Origin of the sequence: Formosa bonchosmolovskayae (assembly GCF_051016085.1) — a bacterium.
Taxonomy (GTDB): Bacteria; Bacteroidota; Bacteroidia; order Flavobacteriales; family Flavobacteriaceae; genus Formosa.
The window spans coordinates 4100103-4120544 of sequence record NZ_CP174605.1 but is presented as its reverse complement, the minus strand read 5'-3'; the positions used below and the strand labels follow the sequence as shown (position 1 = coordinate 4120544).

The following is a 20442-nucleotide window of genomic DNA, read 5'->3' as shown; positions in this document are numbered from 1 at the left end:
TGGGATATAAATTTAATGAAAATATGGGATTATTTGATAAAATATTTAGTAGTAATTCTTCTGGAGACAAAGAAGAAAGTGCAATTGTTTGGAGAGCTTTAGTAAATGAAGATCAGTTACATGATATTGTAGAAGCATCTAACGAAAAAGCACAAGCCATTTTTAAACATTCTACGCGCTGTGGAATTAGCAGAATGGTGTTAAGTCAGTTTGAAAAATCGTTTAAAGCTGAAACGGAAATAGATATGTATATGTTAGATTTACTAAATCATCGCAACATTTCAAATGCAATTGCGAGTAAGTTTAATGTTCATCATGAGTCACCACAGCTCTTAATTATAAAAAATGGAGAAGTTGTAAGAACGGCATCTCATGGCGATATTAATTCGGTTGATCTCTTAGCTTTTTAAAACAGAGTGTCGCAACGTTTTAAAATAAAAAATCCGCTTAAAGGTATGTTTTAAGCGGATTTTTTATAAACTACTTCTAAGCATTTAGATGCTTAAAGATGTAAATAATGTTTTTAGTTTCTCGTCTGATGGTCGAGGTGCAGAAGGGTCTACAATAAGTCCTGCAGGATCGATTAAGATAAATCTAGGAATACCATTAATCTTGTAATCTCTTACAAATTGTGACTTCCAGCCTTCTGGAGCCATAACTTGTACGCCACTTAATTCTTTGTCTGCAACCATGGCTAACCAATCTTCTTTAGCTTTGTCCCAAGACCCACCGTGAGTTCTATCGTCGTCTACAGAAAGACTAACAAATGTGATGTTTTTATCGTGATATTCTTTTTCTAAAGCTTTTAAAGCTGGAATTTCTGCTTTGCAAGGTGCGCACCACGTTGCCCAAACATCTATATAAACATATTTTCCTCTTAAGCTTTCTAAAGATGTTGTAGAGCCATCAACATTAACATAGTCAACAAATAAAGGAGATGGTTTTCCTGTCATTTCTTGTTTAAGCATAATGTTTCCAGCGTAGTACTTTTTAGTACCATCTAACATAGGTTGTAAATTTTTTGTTAGCGATTTTGTAACCATAGTATCTATGCTAGGATTGGACTCGTAAAACGTTGTAAGTTCTGTTTCGATTTCCGCAAACTTATCATCTAATGTTTTTAAGTCCATAGACGAAAAATCTTGATCCATAAGTTGTTCTTGCTTTATAGCGTGTTGTGCTAGAAATGTATTGTTTTCTGCTCCTTCGCCTGTATATGCAATACTTTCATCAAATTCTTTAGTGTCTAAGGAGATATTTAAATCGTAACCATTTTTTAAAAATATGGTTGAAGACTCTCCGCCGTCGTAAAAGTTATACAGTCCAGATTCTACTTTTAAAGTATCACTAAAAGTACCGTCAGAATTTACTTTTATTGTTTTGGAATACGAACGACTTCTAATTAAAAGTGAGTCACTATTCTTGTCTATTATTTTTCCTGAAAGTGTTACGTAGTCCTTTTTTGGAGCTTCTTGGCATGCAAATATAGTTAGAGCACTAATTGCAATAAATATTTTTTTCATAAGATGTTTTTAGTACTTCAAAAATAAGTGAATAGTATGAAATATCATTAAATAATTTTAATTGTTTCTATGGTTAGTGTTTAAAGTAGGGTATTGCTAATTTTTTAGTGTAGTTATGGGGAATTTGTAATTAATCCGGTGTAAAGTTGAGGTATTGAAAAGTATTTATTGCAGGTGAACTGCAGTTGTAAATTATAAAGCGAAATATCTTTTTATAATAGGATAGATGTTGTGAATATTATAAATGTAATATCAGTGCAATAGGGGAGAAGTAGTGGTAGGTTATACTGCTAAAAGTTAGATTCTCTATTAAAAAAAAATGCCCTGATAATATTTAATTATCAGGGCTATTTTATAAGGTGTTTTTAATTTAAGATTCAGCAGGATTTTCTTGCTTTTCAATAGTGATAACAAGTTCCTGGTTGGTTTCATCTAAATCCATAAGAATCACATCGCCTTCGTGAATTTTAGAAGTAATGATTTTCTCGGCTAGAGCATCTTCAACATATTTCTGAATGGCTCTTTTTAGAGGACGTGCTCCGTATTGCTTGTCAAAACCTTTTTCAGCAATAAAGCTGGTTGCTTTTTCGCTAAGTCTTAAATCGTATCCTAAATCTTTAATTCTTGATAATAATTTATCAAGTTCGATTTTTATAATGCTATTTAAATCTTCTTTTTCTAAAGTATTAAATACGATAACATCGTCTATTCTGTTCAGAAATTCGGGAGCAAAAGCTTTCTTTAAAGCGCTTTCAATTACGCCTTTTGTATTAGAGGCTTCTTGAGCTTTTTGAGACGCAGTTCCAAATCCAACTCCTGTACCAAAATCTTTCAGCTTACGAGCACCAATATTAGATGTCATGATAATAATCGTGTTTCTAAAATCTATTTTACGACCTAAACTATCTGTTAGATATCCATCGTCTAAAACTTGAAGCATCATATTAAACACATCTGGATGCGCTTTTTCAATTTCATCTAATAGTACAACAGCGTAAGGTTTACGACGAATTTTCTCGGTTAATTGTCCGCCTTCTTCATAACCTACATATCCCGGAGGCGCTCCAACTAATCTAGAAATTGCAAATTTCTCCATGTATTCACTCATATCAATTCTAACAAGAGCGTCTTCACTATCGAATAATTGCTTTGCAAGGACTTTGGCTAATTGCGTTTTCCCTACACCAGTTTGACCTAAAAAGATAAATGAACCAATTGGCTTGTTAGGATCTTTAAGTCCAGCACGATTTCGTTGAATAGCTTTTACAACTTTAGAAACCGCATCGTCTTGACCAATTACTTTACCTTTAATAAGTTCTGGTAAAAGGAATAATTTATTGCTTTCGGTTTGTGCAATTCTGTTCACAGGAATTCCTGTCATCATAGAAACCACATCGGCAACATTATCTTCAGTTACAACTTCACGATGCAGCTTTGTTTCTTCCTCCCATTTGTCTTGGGCGGCTTCCAGTTCTTTTTCAAGACGTTTTTCATCGTCTCTTAATTTGGCAGCTTCCTCGTATTTTTGTTTTTTAACCACAGAGGTTTTAGATTCTCTTACAACTTCTAATTCGTTTTCTAATTGAAGGATTTGTTGCGGTACGTTAATATTGGTAATGTGTACGCGAGACCCTGCTTCGTCTAAAGCATCAATAGCTTTGTCTGGAAGAAAACGATCGGTCATGTAACGATTTGTTAATTTTACACAAGCTTCAATAGCTTCTGGTGTATAATTTACGTTGTGGTGACTTTCGTATTTGTCTTTAATATTGTTTAAGATTTCAATAGTTTCTTCAACCGTAGTTGGTTCTACTATTACCTTTTGGAAACGACGTTCTAAGGCACCATCTTTTTCAATATACTGTCTGTATTCATCCAAAGTTGTTGCTCCAACACATTGGATTTCTCCACGTGCTAAGGCGGGCTTAAACATATTTGAAGCATCTAAACTTCCGGTTGCTCCACCTGCACCAACAATGGTATGAATTTCATCTATAAAAAGAATAATATCATCATTCTTTTCAAGCTCATTCATAACAGCTTTCATGCGCTCTTCAAACTGTCCGCGGTATTTTGTTCCAGCTACTAAACTGGCTAAATCTAAAGTTACCACACGCTTATTAAAAAGTATTCTAGACACTTTTCGTTTAATGATTCTAATAGCTAAACCTTCGGCTATGGCAGATTTACCAACACCAGGTTCACCAATTAAAAGTGGGTTGTTTTTCTTACGTCGGCTTAAAATTTGAGAGACACGTTCAATTTCTTTTTCACGTCCGACAACCGGATCTAGTTTGCCTTCTTCTGCCATTGCAGTAAGATCGCGACCAAAATTATCTAAAACTGGAGTTTTCGATTTTTTATTGGTTTTACCCGTTGGAGAATTGAACAAGTTATCTTTAGACGTGTCGTCTTCACTAGTGCTGTCGTCTTGGAACGATTCAGCTTTTGGTTCTATATAATTATCATTATTTGTAATCATAAATTTAAATTGTTCTTTAACGTTATCATAATCTACCCTTAGCTTATTTAAAAGCTTTGTGGTAGGATCGTTTTCATTCCTTAAAATACATAACAATAGGTGTGCTGTATTAATGGAACTACTCTGAAATAATTTGGCTTCTAAAAACGTGGTTTTTAGAGCGCGTTCTGCTTGCCTAGTAAGATGCAAATTCTTCTTCTCGTTCGAAACTGCTGTTAACGTTGGGTTGGCAGGGCTTAATATTTCAACTTTTCTCCTTAAATGATTTAAATCTATATCTAGAGCGTTTAAAATATTAATTGCTTTTCCGTTTCCATCTCTTAAAAGTCCAAGCATAAGATGTTCTGTACCTATAAAGTCGTGCCCTAAACGAAGCGCTTCTTCCTTACTATAGGCAATTACATCCTTTACTCTTGGTGAAAAATTGTCATCCATATATAATATCCTTTCTGCATTAAAATTACTAAAACATATTACCATAGGCAAAAAGTGTTCCTAAAAAATATGATTCATGCTAATAGAAAAAAAAACTTTATTAAATCAAAATATTTAGGGGCTTACTTATTAACTAATCGTTAAGTCTTAATTGTTAATAAAAACTGTTAAAAACCGCTTTAAAACGCCTCTAATGACCTACGAAATGGTTATCTTAGCGCGATTTGAAACACACAAGATAACTAAATTATTTTTATAGATGGCAGAAGGAGAAAAGCTTATTCCAATTAATATAGAAGACGAAATGAAAACGGCTTACATTGATTACTCAATGTCAGTGATCGTGTCACGTGCTTTACCAGATGTAAGAGATGGTTTAAAGCCAGTACACAGACGTGTTTTATTCGGGATGCACGAATTGGGAATTAGAGCAACTGGAGCGCATAAAAAATCGGCAAGAATTGTTGGTGAAGTTTTAGGAAAGTACCACCCACACGGAGATACCTCGGTTTACGATGCCATGGTACGTATGGCTCAAGAATGGAGTTTACGTTACATGTTAGTAGACGGACAAGGTAACTTTGGGTCTGTAGATGGTGATAGTCCTGCAGCGATGCGTTATACAGAAGCGCGTATGCGTAAGATTTCTGAAGACATGTTGGCAGATATTGACAAAGAAACTGTCGATCATAAATTAAACTTCGATGATACCTTAAAAGAACCTACGGTTTTACCAACGCGTATCCCTGGTTTATTAATTAATGGTGCATCTGGAATTGCAGTAGGAATGGCAACCAATATGCCTCCTCACAATTTAAGTGAAGTGGTTGATGGTATTATTGCTTTTATCGATAATAAAGATATTACTGTAGATGAGCTTATACAACATATTAAAGCTCCTGATTTCCCTACTGGAGGAACTATTTTTGGTTACGATGGCGTAAAAGAAGCGTTTCATACAGGCCGTGGGCGTATAATAATGCGTGCTAAAGCGAATATTGAAGAGGTTCATGGTCGTGAATGTGTTGTAGTAACAGAAATTCCGTACCAAGTGAACAAGGCTGATATGATTAAGAAAACAGCCGATTTAGTTAATGAAAAGAAATTGGATGGTATCTCTACAATTAGAGATGAATCTGACAGAAATGGTATGCGTATCGTTTACGTGTTAAAACGTGATGCGATTCCTAATATTATTTTAAATAAATTATATAAGTACACGCAATTACAAACGTCTTTTAGTGTAAATAATATCGCACTGGTAAACGGACGTCCAGAACTGCTTAACTTAAAAGATTTAATTTATCACTTTGTTGAGCACAGACATGAGGTTGTTGTAAAACGTACCACTTACGAATTACGTAAAGCCGAAGAACGCGCACACATTTTAGAAGGATTAATAATCGCTTCGGATAATATAGACGAAGTAATTGCCATTATTAAAGGATCTAATAATGCAGATGAAGCACGTTCGAATTTAGTAGAACGCTTTAAACTTTCAGAAATTCAGGCTAAGGCAATTGTAGAAATGCGATTACGTCAGTTAACAGGTCTGGAACAAGATAAATTACGTTCTGAATACAACGATATTAAAATTACGATAGACGATTTAAAAGATATTTTAGCGAGTAAAGACCGTCGTATGAATATTATCAAAGACGAACTTCAAGTTGTTAAAGATAAGTATGGAGATGAGCGTCGTTCTGTAATTGAATATGCAGGAGGTGACTTAAGTATTGAAGATATGATTCCAGATGAGCAAGTGGTAATTACTATTTCTCATGCTGGTTATATTAAACGTACTTCACTTAACGAGTATAAAACGCAACATAGAGGTGGTGTTGGACAAAAAGCAACAACTACGCGAAACGAAGATTTCTTAGAACACTTATTTGTGGGTACAAACCACCAATATATGTTATTCTTCACCCAAAAAGGTAAATGTTTCTGGATGCGTGTTTACGAAATTCCTGAAGGAAGTAAAACGTCTAAAGGTAGAGCAATACAGAATCTTATAAATATTGAGCAAGACGACAAAGTGATGGCGTTTATATGTACTCAAGATCTTAAGGATGAAGATTACATTAATAGTCACTACGTTATTATGGCGACTAAAAATGGTCAAGTTAAAAAAACGTTGTTAGAGCAATATTCTCGTCCGAGAACAAATGGTATTAATGCCATTACTATTAAGGAAGACGATGTATTAATGGAAGCGAAATTAACTACAGGAACTAGTCAAGTAATGTTAGCTTTAAAATCGGGTAAAGCAATTCGTTTCGAAGAAGCTAAAACGAGACCAATGGGAAGAGGAGCATCTGGAGTTCGTGGAATTACGTTATCAGATAAAGACGATGAGGTTGTTGGCATGATTACTGTAGAAAACCCTCAAGAGGAATCTGTATTGGTTGTTTCGGAAAACGGATATGGTAAACGAACGTATATTGACGATCCAGAAGATGGAGAACCAGTATATAGAATTACAAACCGTGGAGGAAAAGGAGTTAAAACCATTTCTATCACAGAAAAAACAGGAAAACTAGTATCTATAAAGACCGTTTCAGATTCTGATGATCTTATGATTATCAATAAATCAGGTATTGCTATTAGAATTGCAGTTCAAGATTTAAGAGTAATGGGACGTGCTACACAAGGTGTTAAGCTAATAAACTTACGTTCGGGAGATTCTATTGCGGCAGTTGCGAAAGTAATGCACGAAGAAGAAGTTATCGAAGATATTGAAGCTTTAGAAGTAGAAGACCAACCAAATACAGATGGTGACGATACCACCATTGAAAATGACAATTTAGAAAACAATTAATAAACATTTTAACTTAATTTGATTACAATGAAAAAACAGGTTATAGTTGCTTTAGCTTTATCGGTTAGTGCATTTTCTTTTGCACAAAAAAAAGAATTAAAGACCGCAGAGAAAGCTGTTAAAAGTAACAATTACGCAGAAGCGAAAGCGGCTTTAAATCAAGTGACACCAATGTTATCCAGTATAGATGACAAATATAAGTCAAAGTATTACTTCTTACAGGCAGAAGCATTATATGCTAATGGTGCTGGATCTGCAGAAGATGTAAATAAAGCAATTGAAAGTTTAAGTAAAGTTGAAGACTCTTCTTTAAAAGGAGATGTTGCAGAGTTTACTAATAACATGCAAAACTCGTATTTAACAAAAGCGAATGACAGCTTTACTAGCCAGAATTATGGTGCGGCGAGTGTAGAATTTGAGCAATTGTATAAAATGGTCCCAAAAGACACGACGTATCTATATTACGCAGCTGTTAGTGCAGTGCAAGATAAAGATTACGATACTGCTTTAAAACACTATGAAAACTTAGATGAGTTAGGGTATACAGGTATTACAACTGAGTATTTTGCTACAGAAATTGAATCAGGTGAGGAGCAAGTAATGTCTAAAGACAATAGAGATCTATACGTTAAAGCAAAAAGTCACATTAAACCAGGACAACGTAAATCAGAATCTAAACGTGCTGAAATTACTAAAAACATAGCGTTAATCTATGTGTCTCAAGGGAAAAATGATGAAGCTTTAGCCGCTGTTAAAAAGGCAAGACAACAAGATCCTGAAAATTTAGATTTAATTTTATCTGAAGCTAACCTTTACTTACAGTTAGACGATTCTGATAAGTTTAGTGAATTAATGGGAGAGGCTATTAAAAAGCAACCAGACAATCCAGATTTACACTATAATATTGGTGTAATTGCTTTAAAAAATAAAGACTACGATAAAGCGAGAACAGCTTTTGAAAAGACTTTAGAGTTAAAACCAGATTATGCAACAGCTGCATTAAATGAGTCTACAACTTACATTGAAGAAGGAAATTCTTTTATTGAAGAAATGAATAGTTTAGGTACAAGTAAAGCAGATAATGCAAGGTACGATGAATTACAAGCTAAGAAAACAGAATTTTTCAATAAAGGAGCTGCTGTTTTAGAGAACTATATTAAAAAGAACCCTAATCCAGAGCCAAATATCTACCAACAGTTAATTAGTATTTATAATGCTATTGGAGCAAGTGATAAAGCTAAAGCGGTACAAGAAAAATTAGATGCAGCTAAATAAGTAGTATCTTAGTTTATATTATTTAAAACCTGTGAAGTTTATACTTCACAGGTTTTTTTATGCCTTTAGATTAAGCCCAAAGATAGAGTAGGAGGTTAACTAGAAGACATTATAATTAATGTGCTGGTGTGGTTTGGCATAGAGGCCTAAGAGAGACCATAAGTTGCTTTATGATTAATACTACTGGTTTATGAATAACCACATTCTGCTTTAACCAAAGTATCTTGAGAAGGTCAATTTAAACCTAATGAGTTGTGAGACATCTGGAGTTAATATACAACCTGTAGTAATCGGTTTGTAATTGCACGAATTAAACAATTATAAAATCTAAAATAGGGAATGGATAGCATAGCTGTGGTTAGTTACAAAACTGAAATACGTTCAATCTAAGCCCAAAATAGACCGAATTAGCTTGTTTATCTTTAGGAAGTATAAAACGTGTGCTAGATTCTGTTTAGTTAGCTATACAAGTTGAATTTATAAGGTTAAGTTGGCTTTTTAATCTAATCTCCCAATTGTAGATATTACCTTTTAACCGTACTTATACATATATTATTTACGTATATCCAGCTTCCATATAATTGATTAAGCATAAAAACTAGTAATAAAAAAAGCCGCTGAATAGCGGCTTTTTAGTTTTTATAATAATTAGTAGATTATTATTTTAAGTCATGTTTAAAAACAGAACGCCTGTTGGCTTGATGTTGTTCTTTAGTACATTTAACACCATTAGAACAATCGTTAATTAACTGAGTCTCTCCAAAACCATTTGCGCTTTTAATTCTTGAAGCATCGATGCCTCTAGAGATAATATAGTCTCTAGTAGATTTAGCACGTTTATCCGATAAAGTTAAGTTGTAGTTATCAGGACCTCTACTATCTGTATGAGATTCAATATCTATGTTCATCTCAGGATGTTCTCTCATTACATCTACAATGTTTTCTAACTCGTAAGCAGCATCTGTTCTAATATCCCATTTATCAAAATCAAAGAAAATTGGGGCTAACTTAATTTCACTTCCATCGATAAGAGGAATTAAATTAAGATCTACCATTAGTTCAGCACCATTAGCTAAAGTTGTATTAACTACTTGTAAATCGTCTTTGTAATCGGCTTTACTTCCTAATACATTAACAGTGGCATTACATCTAACACGGAACGAGTACATACCGTCTTCGCCCACCATAGTTTCTTCAATAACTTTCCCAGTTTCATCTATTAACTGAACAGTAGATAAAGCTAGAGGTAAAGCTGTTTTACTATCTCTAACCGTCCCTTTAATAAGTTGGTAACAGATTTCGAAAGAATAAATATCGTCGCTTCCCATACCGCCTTCACGGTTAGAAGATAAATATCCTCTTCCTTTTTCTGCATTTATATTGAACGCAAAATCGTCGTAACCACTATTAAATGGTGCACCTAAGTTTTCAACAGTTGTACCTCCTTTTAAGACATTAGATTTAAAAATATCTAAAAATCCTAAGTTAATATAACTGTCTGAAGAGAAATATAACGTTTCGTCTTCATCTACAAAAGGAAACATCTCTTTTCCAGAAGTATTAACAGCAGCCCCTAAATTAACAGGAAATCCGTAGTTGTCGTCTCCTAAAATGGCTACTTTCCAAATATCTGTTTGTCCAAAACCACCTTCTCTGTCTGAAGTGAAGTATAGTGTTTTATTATCTGGACTTAATGCAGGGTGACCTGTTGAAAATACACGGTCGTTAATAGATAATTCTTTAACATCTTGCCAAACGCTATCAATTAAAGTTGCCTTATAAATTTTTAAGTGTGCAGTCCCTTTTTTGTCAGCTTTTAGTTTCTTGTTGTTACTTACGTTATCTCTGGTGAAATACATGGTTTTCCCATCTTTCGTAATAGCTACACTAGCTTCATGATATTTAGTGTTTATTCCTTCTGATTTAACATAGTTAGGATAGCTATAATCTGTCACATTTTCGTTATCTGATGATTCAGATATTTGTGACTCATAGATATCTAAATAAGGCTCATTATTCCAAGCATATAAATTCTCTCTATCTTTTTTAGACGTCGATGCGAAATAGAATGTTCCATCATTTTCAAAACCTCCAAAGTCAGAGTTTTTCGTGTTAATTGGTAGATTTACTAAATCTACATAAACACTTTCTGTACTTTTTAATTTTTCGTATAATGCGACATTAGTAAAATCTGTACCATCTATACGATCTTCGTTTGATTGAACGGCGTTGAATTTTTCTAAGTAAACAACAGCCTCTTCATACTCACCTAAACTACGCAAAGATTGTGCGTATTTATAATAGTAAATAGGATCTACATTGTCGTATTTCTTAATAGCTTCAGCATACCAAATCGAAGCTTTTTCTGAATTTGAGTTGTTGTAATAACAATCTCCAAGTCTGGTTAATACATGAGCACTACTATCTCCTTTTTTAACAGCCTCTTCGTATAAATCACTCGCCTTAACGTAGGCGTAATTTTTAAAGAATTTGTCGGCTACCTTTTTTTGAGCAAAGATAAAAGTACTTGAAAGTGCTAGTATAGCGAATATAATATTTTTCTTCATAGTGGTAGTCTTTAGAAATATCTAGGGGATTTAATACGTCTTTCTTTAAATAGTTCGAACATTAACATGATCTCGTGTGTGCCGCTTTGATAGTGTTTGATTTCAGAGTTAATTGGCGATTCGTAAGTATATCCAATTCTAATTTGTTTAGATACCTGAAAATCGATCATCCCACCAATGGCGTTTGTCCCTTTAAATTGATAATCTGCAACACCGTTAGTTTGGTTACCGTTAACACCAGAATTGTGTCTGAAACCAGCACCAATCCAGAACTTATCGTAGAATAAGAAATTCGCACTTAAATCGTAAGAAAGCGGTGCACCGTTAGTTCCTTTTACTAAGAATGAAGGTTTTAATTTAGTATAGCTTCCAAGGTTGAAAACATACCCTCCAGTTAAGTAATAACTAACACGCTCTAATGCTTCGTACTCATTTGTTGCATGATCATTATTTAAAATTCTTGGTGTTGAAAGACCCAAATACCATCTTGTAGAGTGCCAGTATACACCAGCACCTATGTTAGGATCCCAACGGTCTTCAATACCATAAATAATAGGATCGTTTGGGTTTTGTAATCTAAAATCTTGGTCTAAGCTGTATTGCGTAAATCCAGCGTTAAGACCAAATGCTAATTTAGAATTTTCACCCGTTTTAATGGTGTAAGAAAAACTAGCATACAGATAATTAAAGTTTTCTGCTCCCAGTTCGTCATGTATAAATGAACCTCCAATTGCCATCTTCTCATTGCTTAGCGGTGAGTGAACAGACAAAGTTTGTGTTGTAGGCGCTCCATCTATACCAACCCATTGGCTTCTATGCAGACCAACTACGCTTAATGTTTCTCTACTCCCTGTATATGCAGGGTTAATAGAAATAGTGTTATACATGTATTGCGTAAACTGTGGTAATTGTTGTGCCATCCCAACCGTGCAACTCAATAATGCAATAGCTACTATGTGATACTTTAAAATTTTCATAGGTTATTTTTTATTTGGTTCCTAAGTAAATTGGACCAGTAAGTGGTTTCAATCCGCTATTTTTTAATGTTACAATGTAATAGTATGTTCCAGTAGGTAAAATATCTGAACTTCCAAATCCACCTTTACTATTACGTCCATTCCAGTTATTTTGGTAATCTTGTGCTTTGAATACTAATGATCCCCAACGGTTGTAGATTTCGACGTCGATAACAAATCCACATCTGTCTAATCCTGTTACCGTAAAGTACTCGTTCCATTGGTCACCGTTTGGTGTTACCGATGAAGAGATAATTGGTTCACAAGTTGGTTCTACGCAATCTTCGTTAACATCAATAGTAACTGTTGTTTCGTTCTGACAAGTATCTGCCTCTGTGAACGTGAATACATAAGTTCCAACAGCAACATCGATCGGGTTGAAAATACTACCATTTATAGTGGCATTTCCAGAATCTACTGTCCATGTTCCATCTGTGTCAGGATCTACTAAGTAGCTATCTAAATCTACAGAACCTCCTTCAGTACATCTTGTATCCGATTCTACAATTGGTGCTTGTTGCACATTAACATTAATGGTTTGTGTATACATTGCTGTATTACCACATGAATCTGAAACTGTCCAATCTCTAATTATTTGGTAGTTTTCGTAAGCTGCACCAGTAGATGTATTTTCTTCTGTGTACACAACGTCTACAGTTGCAGAACAGTTATCTGTAAAATCCAATTCTGGTGTTTCCGGAATCGCTGTACAGTTTACTGTAATATCTGTTTCTAAATTACCAACTAATACAGGAGCAGTAACATCGGCTACTGTAATAATTTGAGATACACTAGCTGTGTTTCCACATGCATCTGTGAAAGACCATGTTCTTGTAATTATACTACTACAAGAGTCAATGTCGTTAACAGTATCAACTCCAGTAGAAGTGATTGTGTCTCCACAATTATCTGTTGCTATTAAATCAATCATAGCAGGGATATCGTCTGTACATTCTACAGTAACATCTGCAGGAGCTGTTGCTATTGGAGCAACATCATCAATAACAGTTATAACCTGAGTTACTGTAGTTGAATTGTTACTAGCATCTGTAAACATCCATGTACGTGTAATAATTACATTACAAGTATCTGCATCGTTAATAGTTTCAGTTCCGTTGTCTGTAATCTCACCAACACAATTATCTGTTGCTGTTAATGGTGCTAATTCAGGCACATCATCAATACAAGCATATGTTGCATCGCTTGGAGCGTTGTCTACTACTGGTGCAGTAGAATCTCCTACTGTAATGGTTTGAGATACTTCAGTTGTGTTTCCACAAGCATCAGCGAATGACCATGTACGTGTAATTACAGTTTGTAAAGGATTAGAATCATCTATAACTTCTGTACCCTCTGCAGAAATCTCACCAGCACAATTATCTGTTGCTGTTAATGGACCCATAGGAGGAACATCGGTACCATCGGTACACTCAACCACAAGATCTTGTGGTGCGTTATTTACAATTGGGGCAGTAGTATCGTTAACAGTTATAATCTGAGATACGTCTGTTGTGTTACCACTAGCATCAGCGAATGACCATGTACGTGTAATAATTACATTACAAGCATCTGTATCGTTAATAGTTTCTGTACCATTAGATGTAATTACACCAGCACAATTGTCTGTTGCAGTTAAAGGCTCCATTGCAGGAACATCAGCAATACATTCTAAAGTCACATCGGCAGGAACAGTACCATCTACAACAGGTGCAGATAAATCTTGAACTGTAATGATTTGGCTTACATCTGAAGTGTTTCCACAAGCATCTGTAAATGTCCATGTTCTTGTAATGATAATGTTATTTGGATCTGTATTGTCTTCTGTATCTACACCAGAAACAGTAACATCACTAGAACAGTTGTCTGTTGCAGTAAGCTCGATAGTTGCAGGAACATCTTCGTAACATTCTACAGCAACATCTGCAGGTACGTTAGTTGGAACTACAGGAGCAGTTTCATCTATTACCGTAATTGTCGATGTCGTAGTTGTTACGTTTCCACAGAAATCTGTAGCGCTAAATGTAACTGTAATTGAATCATTAGGACCGCAAGCACCTAAATCTACTGTTGATGCATTGAAATCGTTAGACCAAGTTACATCTGAACAGAAGTCTGTTGCAACAGCACCTCCATTAGAACTTAACCAATCACTTATTGCAGAGTCTGAATTTTCACTACATTCAAAAACTAAGTCCTGAGGAGCGGTTTGAATAAATGGTCCAGTTTCATCTTTTATAGTATACGTTGCAGATGTAGAAACTGAATTTCCACATTCATCGGTAGCAGTAAAGATAACAACTACATCTTCATTACAACTTTCGTAGTCAGGATCGTAATTGTTGGTCCAAGTCACATCAGATATAGCATCTTCAGCTAAAGCAAAACCATTTAATGATACCCAAGCATCGATAGTTACATTTCTTTGTTCACCATCACATTCATAAACAATGTCTTGAGCTTCAGAAATTAATTCTGGAGGCGTCATGTCTGAAATTGTTATTATTTGACTTCCTGTACTTAAGTTTCCACAAGCATCTTCGAAAGACCAAGTACGAGTGATTACAGTAGTACAAGCATCTATTACTTCTGTAGCATCTACTGGTGTAGCAATTACATCGGCACCACAATTATCTGTTGCAGTTAAGTCTACCATAGGCGGTACCTCTGCTGCTGTATCTACAGTAACATCTGCCGGAAGTGTTGGAACAACTGGAGCTGTAGTATCAATAACCGTAATGATTTGTGATGTTTCAGTTGTGTTTCCACTAGCATCTGTAAATGTCCAAGTTCGAGTAATAATTACATTACAAGAATCTGTATCATTAATAGATTCAACACCATTCGAAGTAATAATTCCACTACAATTATCGGTAGCAGTTAAAGCTTCCATTGCAGGGACATCGTCAATACACTCAACAGTTAAATCTGCAGGTGTATTATCTACTACTGGAGCAGTTTCATCTAAGTTGAATGATATAATTTGTGATACTTCACTTGTATTACCACAAGTATCTGTGAAAGTCCACGTACGTGTTATAATAGTTTGTAAAGGATTTGTTGTATCCATTACTTCTGTACCTGCAGCAGTAATAGTTCCAGCACAATTGTCGGTAGCAGTTAAAGCTTCCATTGGAGGAACATTAGCATTACAGTCTAGTGTCATATCTGCAGGAACGCTATCTGCCACTGGAGCAGTTTGATCGTTTACAGTTATAATTTGAGATACTTCTGAAGTATTCCCACTAGCATCAGAGAATGACCAAGTACGTGTAATAATTACATTACAAGTATCTGTATTATCTATAGATTCTGTACCTGGAGAAGTGATGTTTCCAGCACAGTTATCTACTGCAGTTAAAGCTTCCATTGCAGGGACATCGTCAATACATTCAACAGTTACATCTGCCGGTGCAGCTGGTGCAACAGGAGCAGTTGAGTCTGTGATTATAATAGTAGACGTTGTAGTACTTGAATTTCCACATTCGTCTGTAGCAGTAAATGTTACAGTAACATCAGAACCTCCGTTTAATGAATTAGCATCGTAATCGTTAGTCCATGTTGTTTCAGAACAAATATCTTGCGCAACAGCACCTCCATTAGTACCTAACCAATCTATAAGGTCTGGGTTAGTAGCATCTCCACAAACAATAGAGATATCTTGAGAATTAGACACTATTTCTGGTCCAGTAGTATCTAGAACTGTATAGGTTGCAGATCTAGTTGTAGCATTTCCACAAGCATCTGTTGCAGTAAACTCTACAGTAACAGCTCCATTACAACCTAATGTTGTTGCATCGTAATTGTTAGTCCACGTTACATCAGAGCAATTATCATTTGCTAAAGCAAAACCATTTAATGCTACCCACGCATCGATTTGCGGAATTCTTTGTTCCCCGTCACACTGATAAACAATGTCTTGAGGCTCGTTTGTGATTACAGGAGCAATATCGTCGATAATGTTAACCGTTTGAGTGGTTACACTTGTGTTACCACAATCGTCTGCAAATGTCCACGTTCTGATAATTGAAGCATTACAGCTATCTGTTGGCAATGTGCTCTCGGTTAATACACCTGGTACAACACCGCTACAGTTATCTATTGCTGTTAATGCTATAGGAGCAGGGATATCTTCTATACAAGCGACTGTAATGTCTGCTAAATTCGCAGGAGCAATTGGAGCAGTTTCATCTATAATAGTAATAATTTGAGATGTTGAAGATGTGTTACCACAATCGTCTGTAAATGTCCAAGTACGTGTAGTAATTACGCTACATGGGTCAGAACTATCTGTGGTATCTACACCTGTTACAGTGATCGTTGGGTTAGCACCACAATTGTCTGTTGCAGTTAAATTTATCATTGTAGGTAAAGCATCATCACATTCTATAGTAATATCTGCAGGAGCTAAAGGAACTACAGGAGCTTGAGTATCTTCTATTGTAATGGTTTGTGTCGCACTTATAGCGTTATTACAATTGTTGGTTGCTGTAAAAGTTCTTGTAACAACAGTAGGACATGTTCCAAGAACAACATCTACATAGGTTAAAGTCAAGAATTCATCAGCTGTACCACCAGCAGTTTGTAATTGATCTATAGTTAAAGATACTGGAGTCGAGCTTACAGGTAAATCTGTTATAGCACTTACATCGCAACCTTCTAAAGTGTATGCTGGAGGCGCTGTTAATGTAGGTGTAGACTGATCTTCAAGAACAGTTATATTATCTAAAGTGGTTACACATCCAAAATCTGCATCTGTTACGTCAACACTATATACACCAGGAACTAAGTTGGTGATATCTTCTGTTGTCGCTGCAGTACTCCATAAATATGTGTAGTTTCCAGAACCACCAGTTACTGTGATATCTATAGCACCATCGCCACCTACCGCACAAGATGCGTTAGTGATAGCAGTCTGAATATCTAATAAATCATTTACTGTTACAGTTATAGCAACTTTATCTCCAATACATTCAGGACTATTAGTTGGCCCTTCTGCAACATAATATGTTGTTGTACCAGCTACATCTGTATTTGGTGTAATTGAAGTAAAGGCTTGAGCAGTCTCTGAATTGTCGTTATAGTAATAAAGTGTATATGATGGATCGGTAGCAGTAGCCGTTAAAGGTACAGCCGTTGCATCTAAACAATATACTATAGGATCTGTAGGTACAACTGGTAGAGTTGAAATAGGACTGATGTCGATAATAAATTCGAAAGAACAATCTTCTGAATTTGCAGGAACAGCATAATAAGAATTAGCACCACTTGTAGTAGGGAATGGGTTAGAACTTGTATATTCTGTACTGTTTGAAGTTACAGGATATTCGTTATAGAAACGAGTCCCTTGTGGGTAAGTCGAACTAACATCTGTAAATGGTACTGGAGGTGCACAATATTCGAAAGTTTGTACTAACGGCGTATTGGCACAATTTGCATTTACAATAGTTGTATAAATAGGAGCTGGAATTGGTGTTCCTAAACAACCTGTAGCTGTTTCGTATCCTGTAATTAACGATTTGTCAAAACTAGTTCCAGAAACACTTCCTGTTCCAGAAATGGTTCCGTTTAAAGCAATTGAATTCGCACAGTCTACAACTAATAAAGTACAATCTGTAGTTGTTGTTACTGTAAAAGTAACCGTTGCAACAACATTATCTGTATTTGTTTGTTGAGGTATGTTTCCTAAAGACCAATCAATAGTGTTTGTAGAACTATTATAAGTTGGTGTTCCGTTACCGTTAGAAGATACAATGTTACTAAACGTTGTATTATAAGGTACCGGAATAGATAACATGTTATTTGAAGAACCTTCTGTTCCGAAGTTCTTAATATCTACCGTATACGTTATATCTTGTCCTGGCTCTACCGTTGTAGTTTCAGAACTGTTAGGCGTACCATTAATATTTGTAATAGCTACTTCTGCTTCAATTCCTGGAGCAGGTGCTTCAAAAGATAATGTTAAGTTGTATATAACAAATTTATCCAGAACCGATATGTATTCAAAAGATAAATCGTCTTGATTAGGTACAACACTTGCTGTTGGTAGATCGAATTTACTTAAATCTAAACCATAAGTAGCAACACTAGGGTTACGTGGAGAACCTCCAACTTCTATAGTGGAATTAAAAAAGTTAAATTGAGTGTTTCCTGGGTGAGTTAAACGTTCTCTATAGATTCCTGTTCCTCCCCATTGTGTACTTAAAAGATCTCCAGATAAATCATCGTCACCTTCTCCAGCCATTACACCTATTTGGGCATTTACATAATCCCCAGTGTTTAAGTTACTAATGTCAAGATCTATGTGAGTATTAGTTTCGTAACCTGGATCTCCTGGAACACCTTTAAATGAATATCCATCGAATACACCAATGTTACGCATTTTCATAGTAGAGTTTTCGTAAACAATTACCATACTCCAACCTCCGAAATAACCAACACCTATGTTTGTTACTGTAGGATTTTCTTGGCCTTCAACAAGAGCGATATCGGCAACAGCATATTCACCTGCACCATTTTGTTGTACATAACTGGTTACATCGGCGTAAGCGATATACATATTTGCATATTCACTTTCGGGATAGTAAATGTCACTTGCATTTGCAGTTATATTAGTATACCCACTTGAAGCAGGACCACTAATAGAAACAACAGATTTATTTAATGTTTTTGGAATTCCGTTATTACCAGGAACGGTAAAAGTTTGGTCTGGTCCTGGACGACCTGTCCAGTATAAACCGGCATATACAATGTTTCCACAATCATCTGCAACTATGCCGTTATCATCTTTAAGTTGCAAAGTGGCTGCAGATGAGTTAACGGTATTACTATCGTTATCTACATCAACAAAAAACATGTCACCTGTGTCATTACCACTACTATTCGCAGGGGCTAGGTTTGTGTTTCCAATAATTGTAAAATCTCCTTTAACAGAATAATTAGCCCTGGAGCTAAATGGCACTACTGATTGGCCATAGCTATAAAAACCGAAAGCCATTAGCATAAGTGCTAACAGCGAATACTGTTTAATATTTTTATAAGCTTTAAATTTCTTAGCGTAATTTTTTTTCATTTCATGAATCGATTAAGTTATCCTAATACTGCCTATGATGCATTAATAACTTTATAATAAATAGTTATTTTTTGGGTCTATAATAAAATTTAGCTACTCAGTCTTGTATAGACCAGCTAAAAATAATTTTTATTACTTCCTGACAAAGTAAAATTTTTCTTAGTATGTTAGTGTTTCCTTAAAGTTAAATCCCTTAAGCGTAGGAATCTTTATTGAGTTTGGACTTAATAGTTCAGGGGGGCTTAAAAAATAAAACGGGATTTCAGTCTCGCATATTTTAGAATATACACTATTCAAGTTTCTAATATAAGGTAAGGTGTAGTTTGATGTCATAAGCAATTTATTGATTTTCGGGTTTTTCTAAAATTTAAAAAAATGATCTCGTAAATTTCAAATGCAATTACTTTGGGAGGAAAGCAATATTACTTGCGCAATAAAGTTTTCTATATAATGCTCTTGAATGCCGAGCAAATTATTTTAGATTTTAATGTTAGATTTGGGATCATAGCTTTTAATGGTTAATTGTATACAAAAAACGGTACTATCGCGCAGAAAAACAAAAATTAATGTTAAAATCGTTCAGAAATTCGATAAAATAATAAAAACGTGCTTTTAGTCGTTGATTTGTAACGCTTTGTCGATTAAATACGTATTTTGTGTGGTGTTTAATTGTAATTGTGTAGGTAAATAATTGTTAAATAATGTTAATGCACTGTTTATTAGTGAAATAATAAATAAAAAAAATCTCTTTTTGTATGAAAACAGTCGTGCTAATTAGACATGGGAAATCGTCTTGGAAATATAACGTTACCGATCGTGAGAGACCGCTCAAGAAGGTAGGTGTAAAAAATACTATAAAAGTATGTAAAGAGTTTAAACTCAATTCAGAAATACAATTACAAAATGTATTTTCTAGTCCTGCAAAACGAGCTCGAGATACTTGCGATATTTTTGTGGAAAATTATAAAGCCACACACCAAATTAATGTCGAAATAGAGGAAGATATATACGATTTTAATGGTGATAGCTTGAGGCGTTTTGTAGAGAACCTTGATAACAATTTAGAGACAGTTTTTATTTTTGGTCACAATAACGCGTTCAATAATTTTGTAAATACTTTTGGGGAGGTTTACATTGAGAATGTTCCTACAAGCGGATTGGTAATCTTAGAATTTGATATTAACAATTGGTCCGACTTAAAGCCCGGTGTTTTAAAATTAAAATTGTTTCCAAAAGCGTTGTTTTAAGCGTATT

9 protein-coding genes are annotated in these 20442 nt (G+C 35.0%); 4 read left to right on the top strand and 5 right to left on the bottom strand.

Features of this window, described 5'->3' with window-relative positions; all coding sequences use genetic code 11:
- Window positions 1–23: 23 nt before the first annotated feature.
- Window positions 24–410, top strand: coding sequence for a bacillithiol system redox-active protein YtxJ (gene ytxJ / locus ACKC83_RS17535; RefSeq protein ID WP_414037383.1), 387 nt, complete (start codon window positions 24–26; stop codon window positions 408–410).
- An 84-nt stretch (window positions 411–494) separates the two neighbouring features.
- On the opposite strand, the gene ACKC83_RS17530 is transcribed toward ytxJ, so the two are convergent.
- Together ACKC83_RS17530 and ACKC83_RS17525 are read right to left on the bottom strand one after the other, a co-directional pair.
- Window positions 495–1523, bottom strand: a complete 1029-nt coding sequence (locus ACKC83_RS17530; RefSeq protein WP_414037382.1) for a TlpA family protein disulfide reductase — start codon at window positions 1521–1523, stop codon at window positions 495–497.
- A 370-nt stretch (window positions 1524–1893) separates the two neighbouring features.
- Window positions 1894–4440: an ATP-dependent Clp protease ATP-binding subunit gene (locus ACKC83_RS17525; protein ID WP_434036543.1), complete on the bottom strand. Its 2547-nt coding sequence runs from the start codon at window positions 4438–4440 to the stop codon at window positions 1894–1896.
- Between the two features lie 259 nt (window positions 4441–4699).
- Between ACKC83_RS17525 and gyrA the strand changes: the two genes are divergently transcribed.
- Entirely contained in the window at window positions 4700–7261 is a 2562-nt protein-coding gene (gene gyrA, locus ACKC83_RS17520) for a DNA gyrase subunit A (protein ID WP_414037380.1), read from the top strand.
- Between the two features lie 27 nt (window positions 7262–7288).
- Window positions 7289–8536: a tetratricopeptide repeat protein gene (locus ACKC83_RS17515; RefSeq protein WP_434036542.1), complete on the top strand. Its 1248-nt coding sequence runs from the start codon at window positions 7289–7291 to the stop codon at window positions 8534–8536.
- Window positions 8537–9195: 659 nt separating this feature from the next.
- On the opposite strand, the gene ACKC83_RS17510 is transcribed toward ACKC83_RS17515, so the two are convergent.
- From ACKC83_RS17510 to ACKC83_RS17500, 3 genes are read right to left on the bottom strand one after another with little or no spacing between them, the layout of a single operon-like run.
- On the bottom strand, window positions 9196–11103 hold the full coding sequence (locus ACKC83_RS17510) for an OmpA family protein (RefSeq protein WP_434036541.1): 1908 nt from the start codon (window positions 11101–11103) through the stop codon (window positions 9196–9198).
- A gap of 11 nt (window positions 11104–11114) precedes the next feature.
- Window positions 11115–12080, bottom strand: coding sequence for a PorP/SprF family type IX secretion system membrane protein (locus tag ACKC83_RS17505; RefSeq protein WP_414037377.1), 966 nt, complete (start codon window positions 12078–12080; stop codon window positions 11115–11117).
- Window positions 12081–12090: 10 nt separating this feature from the next.
- Complete coding sequence (locus tag ACKC83_RS17500) at window positions 12091–19188, bottom strand: HYR-like domain-containing protein (protein WP_434036540.1); 7098 nt, start codon at window positions 19186–19188, stop codon at window positions 12091–12093.
- Between the two features lie 755 nt (window positions 19189–19943).
- On the opposite strand from ACKC83_RS17500, the gene ACKC83_RS17495 reads away from it, so the two are divergent.
- Window positions 19944–20435 carry a SixA phosphatase family protein gene (locus ACKC83_RS17495; protein ID WP_434036539.1) on the top strand — a complete coding sequence of 164 codons (492 nt, stop codon included), beginning with the start codon at window positions 19944–19946 and terminating at the stop codon, window positions 20433–20435.
- The last annotated feature ends 7 nt before the right edge of the window (window positions 20436–20442 follow it).